This is a genomic window from Pelomonas dachongensis, assembly GCF_043555865.1.
GTDB classification, from domain to species: domain Bacteria; phylum Pseudomonadota; class Gammaproteobacteria; order Burkholderiales; family Burkholderiaceae_C; genus Pelomonas; species Pelomonas dachongensis.
Window position 1 is genome coordinate 85,771 of the sequence record NZ_JBIGHY010000011.1, and the last position, 6,448, is coordinate 92,218.

Consider the following 6,448-nt stretch of genomic DNA (forward strand, 5'->3'; position numbering starts at 1 on the left):
ACGTCGCGGCTGGCTTGGATCGTCCATAGGCCTGGCTGCTTCTTCAAGACGTCGGAGGGCCTGTTCGCTTTGCTCCCGTTGCTGGTCGTTCGCCTGGTCGTGGGCTGCCGGCGCTTTGCGCAGTGGATGGCGCGGGGGACGATCAGCGCTGTGAAGCCTCACGCCTCTACGCAGATGTATTTGGCATCCAAGTGCCATAAAGGAAGAAATGGAGCTTTGTTGCCATCTCATTGAATCAAAAATGGAACCAAAGTAGTATCAGTCGCACATAAAGCTACTCTGATGCCATGAAGGCGATTGGTGAAATCTCGGCGATCCTGCGAGCGTCTGCACAGCGGTTGAAGATCCGGCAGTCTGACTTGAAGACCCAAGCTGGCATCTCGCAGCGAACGCTGACCAATGTGCTCAGCGGAACTGCGGACTTCAAGGTCAGCACCTTGCTCTCTTTGGCAGATCGCCTGGGATTGGAACTTGCTCTTGTGCCGAAGGCGGCTGCAACCGCGGTTGAGGCAGGGCCTACCGCAGCCCCCCGGATCAAGTCGCGCGTAGCGGCTGCCCTTGAGCGTGTCGAGGGCACCCGGACAGCCGCGGGCGCTCGCGTGGACCCAGGCGTGCGGCAAGCTGCGGGGTCTGTCGGCACTCCTGCACTTCGCAAGAAATGAGCTTTCGGCCTCTTGGTATCTTCCTCTCGCAGGGCCAGCGCGTCGGGGTGCTGTTCCAGTACCGCCTGGCCGATGACAGCATCAACAGACGGCGCACTTCCATGAACAGCTGGCCACGCACGGTGTACGACGTGTCCGCGTTGCCCGGCGCGTTGTCCAGGACCGAGATTGGAACATTCAGCTCCTCACCCACCAGGCTGCCGAATGTGGTGGTGCTGGTCAACGCGCGGGACACAGCATCGCGCGGGTCGACGGCGGACATCCAGGCCGCCGAGGCGCTTGGCGTCGTGGACGATGGCCCACGACCAGATGAAGACGGGAGGAATTGCGAAGTTGGGGGCGGGCATGGCCTTGTCGTGTCGGTGTGATGCCCAATACCTACCACCAGCGCGGAAGGACTGCCACTGCGCAGGCCGTCCGTCTCAAGTTGCTTTGCCCAATCCAGGCCCGATGCCGACAGCGCCGGGTGCCTTAGCTCACCGAAGCGCTCATCGAGTCCAGCGTTTCCAGCACCACCAGCTCATAGTCGGCGATGTGCGCCATCGACGAGCTGCTGATGCCGCCCGGCACGCGATCTCCGAAGAGCATCACGCAGCCGTATTCGTTGTCACGCCGGCTCATCCAGTACAAGCCCTGGATGTCCGGCATGTTCTCGTAGAGCCACAGCGACCATGCGCGAGTGCGGACGTACTCAGGCTGATTGCCGCCCAGCAGATCGTCCACGAGAAGCCCTGCAGCCTGAAGGCCGAACGTCGTGAGCGCGGCCAGCCGCAGGTCCGGCAGATCCACCTCACTCAGGTGCTTCTTGCTGGTCGCGCGACTGCCCTCCACGGACCAAGGGAAGTTCCAGCCGGTTGAAGGCATAGGGGCCTCGTGCAGCAGGATCTCAGCGATGGCGGTGCGAGGGTGAGCTGCAGCGTAGATCGTTGGGATCACCGTGCCATCGCTGCGCAGGATCGGACTGAACCGGGCGTCACCCCTGCCAGAGTCGTTGAACGCCGCAGCCGCGTACCTACCGGTCACCCGGTCGAAGTCGTGGACCCGAAACCAGCGACCCGCTTTGACGTCCTTGATCGTCGGGAGATGCGCCGACGGTGGATGCGGCCGCATCGACGCCCGCGAGAGCGGCCAAACGAACTTGCCGGGCGAGGTCACCTTGAACGCAGGCGCAAGCACAGGCACAGGCGCTGCAGCCTTCGGCACAGGCTTCGTCTTGGCGGGTTTGGCCTTCGGCTTGGCCGCAGCCTTGGATGCGAGCTTTGCGCCGGCCTTGATCAATGCCTTGCGGCGCGCAGCGGCGAGTGCGGTGGGATCCTTGGCTCTAGCCATGGAAGCCCTCCGCAACGTGCGCCTGCGCAGCGCGGATCACATCCAGGCCCCGGGTTGCCAGAACCTCGCGCGGGCGCTTGCCGCCGAGATGGGTGTTCGGGGATTCGAACCACGACGCGATGAGGAAGCCAGTGCGGCCCGCCATCGCCTGCAGAACTGGCTTCAGGAACTCGATGGGCTCGCCCAGCTCATCCAGCCCGTAGGCTGGAATCATCCGACCGAGCGGAGTTTCCAGGGAGAAAATCATGCCGCTCTCGACCCAACGCTTGATCGTCTGAGAGCCGTTGGACGTCTTGCCGTATCGAACCTCGTTGAGATCCTTGCTGGAGAGCCAGCGCGATCCTGCCAGCACCGCGTCCACGTTGCGTTGGACCAGGCGCAGCCGCAGTTGCTCGGCCTTGGCATCGCGCCCCGCCGTGGCGACCACACCCTCAGCCACCATTTGCTGCCCGAGGGACTCGACGACGCGTGGATCAGGAGTGTGGCTAGTGCCGGAGGCAGTCGCGTAAAGCATCTTGATCAGATCGTGCTTTCGGACTGGCACCGCATCCCTGGGGTCCACAAGCGGCTCTTTCGCAACCACGAGAGTAGTCTTGGCCTTCGGGCGAGGCTGCACGTTCGGAATGACCGCCTTGACGGTCGACAAGTCCAACGAGGGATTCGAACCTCCCCGCGCGAGGCCGCCCTTCTTCACCGCCGGGCTACTCGACTTGGCAGGGTAGATGCCGGACTGGATGACCGATCCGGTGCGAGCAGGCCGCCTCTGACGGTCCTTAGGTGCAGAACTTGCCATGATTTATCCCAAATAACAAAGCGGCAACCCAGATCTCGCAAAATACCGGGGCTGTATCGGACGCATCCTATCGCGGATAACCAGGAACACGGGTTTAGATCCCAAGTCGAGTGCCCGCGCGCATCCAGGCCCGCAGCACGCCTAGCGCCAGAGCCGGTACACAGCGCCCGCCGCTTCACAGCACCCTCACCCGCCGCAACCAGGCCACCACCTCGGGCCGAAGCGCTTTCAGCCGGTCTTCACACAGGCCAGGCAATCGTCGGCCCAGTGCGTAGCGCGCGCCGCCGAGCGTGACCACCTCGGCCGAGCCCTTGGGCCCATAGGGCGCCATCAATCGAGAGACACGTACCGATCTTGGCCAGGTGCGGTACAGGCCGGCATTCGCCAATAGCGTCGCGTCACATTCATGCCTTAGTGGGCGGCCACCCAGGCATGGATGCAGCGCGATCAAGCGGGTTCAGCGTGCACTAACTGCCACGGCGCGCCGGCACCTCTGTCAGGTTCACGGGGCCGACCACGGCCGGCGCAGGGGACAGATCCATGGCCTGTGAGGCTGGGGCTCAACCTCTGTGCATGGTTGCCGCCCTGCCCGCCCAATCGGTGCACAGCCAAGAACAGCTCGACTTCATCGCCGACGAGATCAACAACCGACCTCGCAACCGCCTGGGTTGGGACAGCCCGCTCCAGCGCTTGCGGGCGATCATGCAGGCGCTGCAAGGATCCCCTTCCTCACCAATTCACTGACCGCTACGGCCAGTGTTGCAGCTGCGATTCGATACCGCCCTGTTGTCAAACACCCCTGGCATCGGCGCCGGGTTTGGGTATCTCGGTGTGCCCGGAAAGCAGAGGTCCCGCGGACGCGCGACTGGACCACCCTGCAATTGGCGGTTCGTCCTAGGTTGGCGGTTAAGGCTCTGTGCCTTCACTAGACTGGTTAAAACGGTATAAATGCCACCTTTGCTCTATCGAAAATATCATTTAAATCGATTTAATCGTAGAGTGCCGGTCTCGCTCTATTCCCGCAGAGCAGCGGACTGCCTCAATCTGCCAAACGCGGGTCAGACAACCTTCTCCGTACGCCATGAACCACTGGACTCTTAAGAGGAAGCTCTTCGCGACCTTCGCTTCACTTCTCACCGTTGCTGGCTTGTTGATCGCCATCGCCCTGGTGAACACGAACCGGCTGCTGGACAGCGTGAAGTGGAACAACCACACGTATGAGGTGCTCACAGAGTCCGACAAGCTGCTACTCAGCATGGTCAACATCGAAACGGGCTTGCGTGGCTTTGTGGCCAGCGGCAATGACAGATTCCTGGAGCCCTTCAACACGGGCAAGAAAGACTTCTCGGAGCACTTTGAAAAGTCCAAGTCGCTGACCTCCGACAACTCGTCTCAGCAGGCACGCCTGAGCAATCTGATGGGCTACTACCAGGCTTTCCTGGAAGTGGCTGATGGGCTGGCCGCCAAGCGTCGTGAAGTTACGGAAGGCAAACTGTCAGCCGATACTCTGTTCAAGGAGTTCGAGCAAGGCAAGGACAAGGCTGCCATGGACGCCTTCCGCGCCGGCATTGCCGAATACGCACAGGCCGAGTCCGCCCTGCTGGCCCAGCGCTCACGACAGATGGCGGATTCCGGCACTAGCACCACGGCCACGCTGGTCTTCGGCGGCCTGGCCCTGTGTGGCTTGGCCATCGCGCTGGGGATGCTACTGACTCGTAGCCTCTTTTCCCAACTGGGAGCCGAGCCCGGCTTAGCGGTGGCCGTGGCAGAGCGCGTGGCGCGCGGTGACCTGAGTGCAGAAGTGGGTCTGAAGTCGGGCGATTCTTCCAGCTTGATGGCCAACTTGGCCAAGATGCAGGTCAGCCTGGCGCAAGTGGTGGCCAATGTGCGCCAGAACTCGGAGAGCGTGGCCACCGCCAGTGCACAGATTGCACAGGGCAACCAGGACCTCTCTAGCCGCACCGAACAACAGGCCAGTGCGCTGCAGCAAACGGCCGCCACGATGGAAGAACTCGGCACAACGGTCCGCCACAACGCTGACAGTGCCCGGCAGGCCAACCAACTGGCGCAGAGCGCCTCGTCTGTGGCTGCTGAAGGCGGTCAAGTGGTCGGCAAGGTCGTGACTACCATGCAGGGCATCACCGACAGCAGCCGCAAGATCGGCGACATCATCGGAGTGATCGACGGCATCGCCTTCCAGACCAACATCCTCGCTCTGAACGCCGCCGTCGAAGCCGCACGTGCCGGGGAGCAGGGCCGCGGCTTTGCCGTCGTCGCCTCCGAAGTGCGCAGCCTCGCGCAGCGCAGCGCGGAGGCTGCCAAGGAAATCAAGTCCCTGATCGGTCGCAGCGTCGAACAGGTGGAACAGGGCACGCTTCTGGTCGACCAGGCTGGCAAGACCATGGGCGACATCGTCGGCTCCATCCAGCGCGTGAGCGACATCGTGGCTGAGATTACATCCGCCAGCGCCGAGCAGAGCACGGGTGTGCAACAGGTCGGCGAAGCCGTCACGGCGATGGATCAGGCGACGCAGCAGAACGCAGCGCTCGTCGAGGAGAGCGCCGCGGCAGCGGAGAGCCTGCGCAGTCAGGCTCAGCAACTGGTGCAGGCGGTGGCGGTGTTCAAGCTGTCTTCCGGCGATGCATCGGCCTGGACGAGCCACCAAGCCGCATCCCAAGTGGCGACTCGGGGTATGGCACCGAGGGTCAGCGCGCCCGTTCGCCCGACGGCGCCTAAGCCTGCACCCGCCCCAACGCCGCGCCCGGCGCCCTCGAAGGCCGCCGCTGCCGACAGCGAAGAGTGGGCCACCTTCTGACCCGCGCGCATCAGTTCGCTCCCTCGTAGCCGTCAAGTCCAACCACCATGAGTCTCGTCACCGAAACCCATCACACCACACCGTCGCACGGCGCCCTGGCCGCCCTGCCTGCCGACCCGCGCGGCCAATTGCTCAACGTCGCTCGTGCGGTGCCAGGCGAGTACCTCAGCTTCCGTCTAGGGGCCGAGGAGTACGGGATCGACATTCTGCGCGTCCAAGAGATTCGGAGCTATGAGCCACCCACACAAGAATCGCCAATGCACCTCCGTTCGTCATGGGTGTCGTCAATCTGCGGGGCGTTATCGTTCCCATCATCGATCTTCGCCTCAAGCTCGGTTGCCTATCTGCCGAGTACAACGACTTCACTGTAGTCATCGTGCTGACAGTCTTGACGCGAGTGATCGGCGTGGTAGTAGATTCAGTGTCGGACGTATTGGAGATCCCCCTCGAAAACATACGAGCAGCTCCGCCGCTGAGCGCGTCCATCGAATCCAGCCACATCATCGGGATGGGATGTCTAGGAAGCGGACAGGCGCAGAGGATGTTGATCCTCACCGACATTCAGGCTCTGATGAGTTCTCCAGAAATGGGACTCTTTGACAGTCCACCCCATCTTGCGGCTTGACTGCAAGCGACTGCTCCAGCGCTTGCGGGCGATCATGCAGGCGCTTGGCCCCACCCTGGTGGTGGCCGCCGGCGGCGTGAGCCGTGCGGGTCGCCCTCGGCTGCCGATCCGGTTGATGGTCTCGCTGCTGTACCTCAAGCACGCCTTCAACGAGAGTGACGAATCCGTCGTTGAGCGCTGGTCGGAGAATGTCGTTTGGCAGCTCTTCAGCGGGATGGAGTACT

Annotated in this window: 6 protein-coding genes and 2 pseudogenes; 6 read left to right on the plus strand and 2 right to left on the minus strand. The window is 62.8% G+C overall.

All coding sequences use genetic code 11. The features are described from left to right. The first annotated feature begins 287 nt into the window (after window positions 1-287). Window positions 288-662: a helix-turn-helix domain-containing protein gene (locus ACG02S_RS23115; RefSeq protein WP_394472859.1), complete on the plus strand. Its 375-nt coding sequence runs from the start codon at window positions 288-290 to the stop codon at window positions 660-662. Further along, window positions 659-1,030, plus strand: coding sequence for a hypothetical protein (locus ACG02S_RS23120; protein WP_394472860.1), 372 nt, complete (start codon window positions 659-661; stop codon window positions 1,028-1,030). The genes ACG02S_RS23115 and ACG02S_RS23120 overlap by 4 nt, the downstream gene beginning before the upstream one ends. Window positions 1,031-1,133: 103 nt before the next feature. Here the strand turns inward: ACG02S_RS23120 and ACG02S_RS23125 are convergent, their stop codons facing one another. Together ACG02S_RS23125 and ACG02S_RS23130 are read right to left on the minus strand one after the other, a co-directional pair. Beyond that, window positions 1,134-1,991 carry an RES family NAD+ phosphorylase gene (locus tag ACG02S_RS23125; RefSeq protein ID WP_394472861.1) on the minus strand — a complete coding sequence of 286 codons (858 nt, stop codon included), beginning with the start codon at window positions 1,989-1,991 and terminating at the stop codon, window positions 1,134-1,136. Then, a complete protein-coding gene (locus ACG02S_RS23130) occupies window positions 1,984-2,643 on the minus strand; it encodes a hypothetical protein (protein ID WP_394472862.1) in 660 nt (219 codons plus the stop codon). The genes ACG02S_RS23125 and ACG02S_RS23130 overlap by 8 nt, the downstream gene beginning before the upstream one ends. Before the next feature lie 714 nt (window positions 2,644-3,357). Here ACG02S_RS23130 and ACG02S_RS23135 point away from each other — a divergent pair. From ACG02S_RS23135 to ACG02S_RS23150, 4 genes and pseudogenes are all read left to right on the plus strand, one after another. Beyond that, complete coding sequence (locus tag ACG02S_RS23135; RefSeq protein WP_394472863.1) at window positions 3,358-3,528, plus strand: hypothetical protein; 171 nt, start codon at window positions 3,358-3,360, stop codon at window positions 3,526-3,528. Window positions 3,529-3,865: 337 nt separating this feature from the next. After that, on the plus strand, window positions 3,866-5,599 hold the full coding sequence (locus ACG02S_RS23140) for a methyl-accepting chemotaxis protein (RefSeq protein ID WP_394472864.1): 1,734 nt from the start codon (window positions 3,866-3,868) through the stop codon (window positions 5,597-5,599). Window positions 5,600-5,646: 47 nt separating this feature from the next. After that, window positions 5,647-6,224: pseudogene (locus ACG02S_RS23145) on the plus strand (chemotaxis protein CheW). 79 nt (window positions 6,225-6,303) lie between these two features. Further along, a pseudogene (locus ACG02S_RS23150) lies at window positions 6,304-6,448 on the plus strand (transposase); the annotation flags it as partial.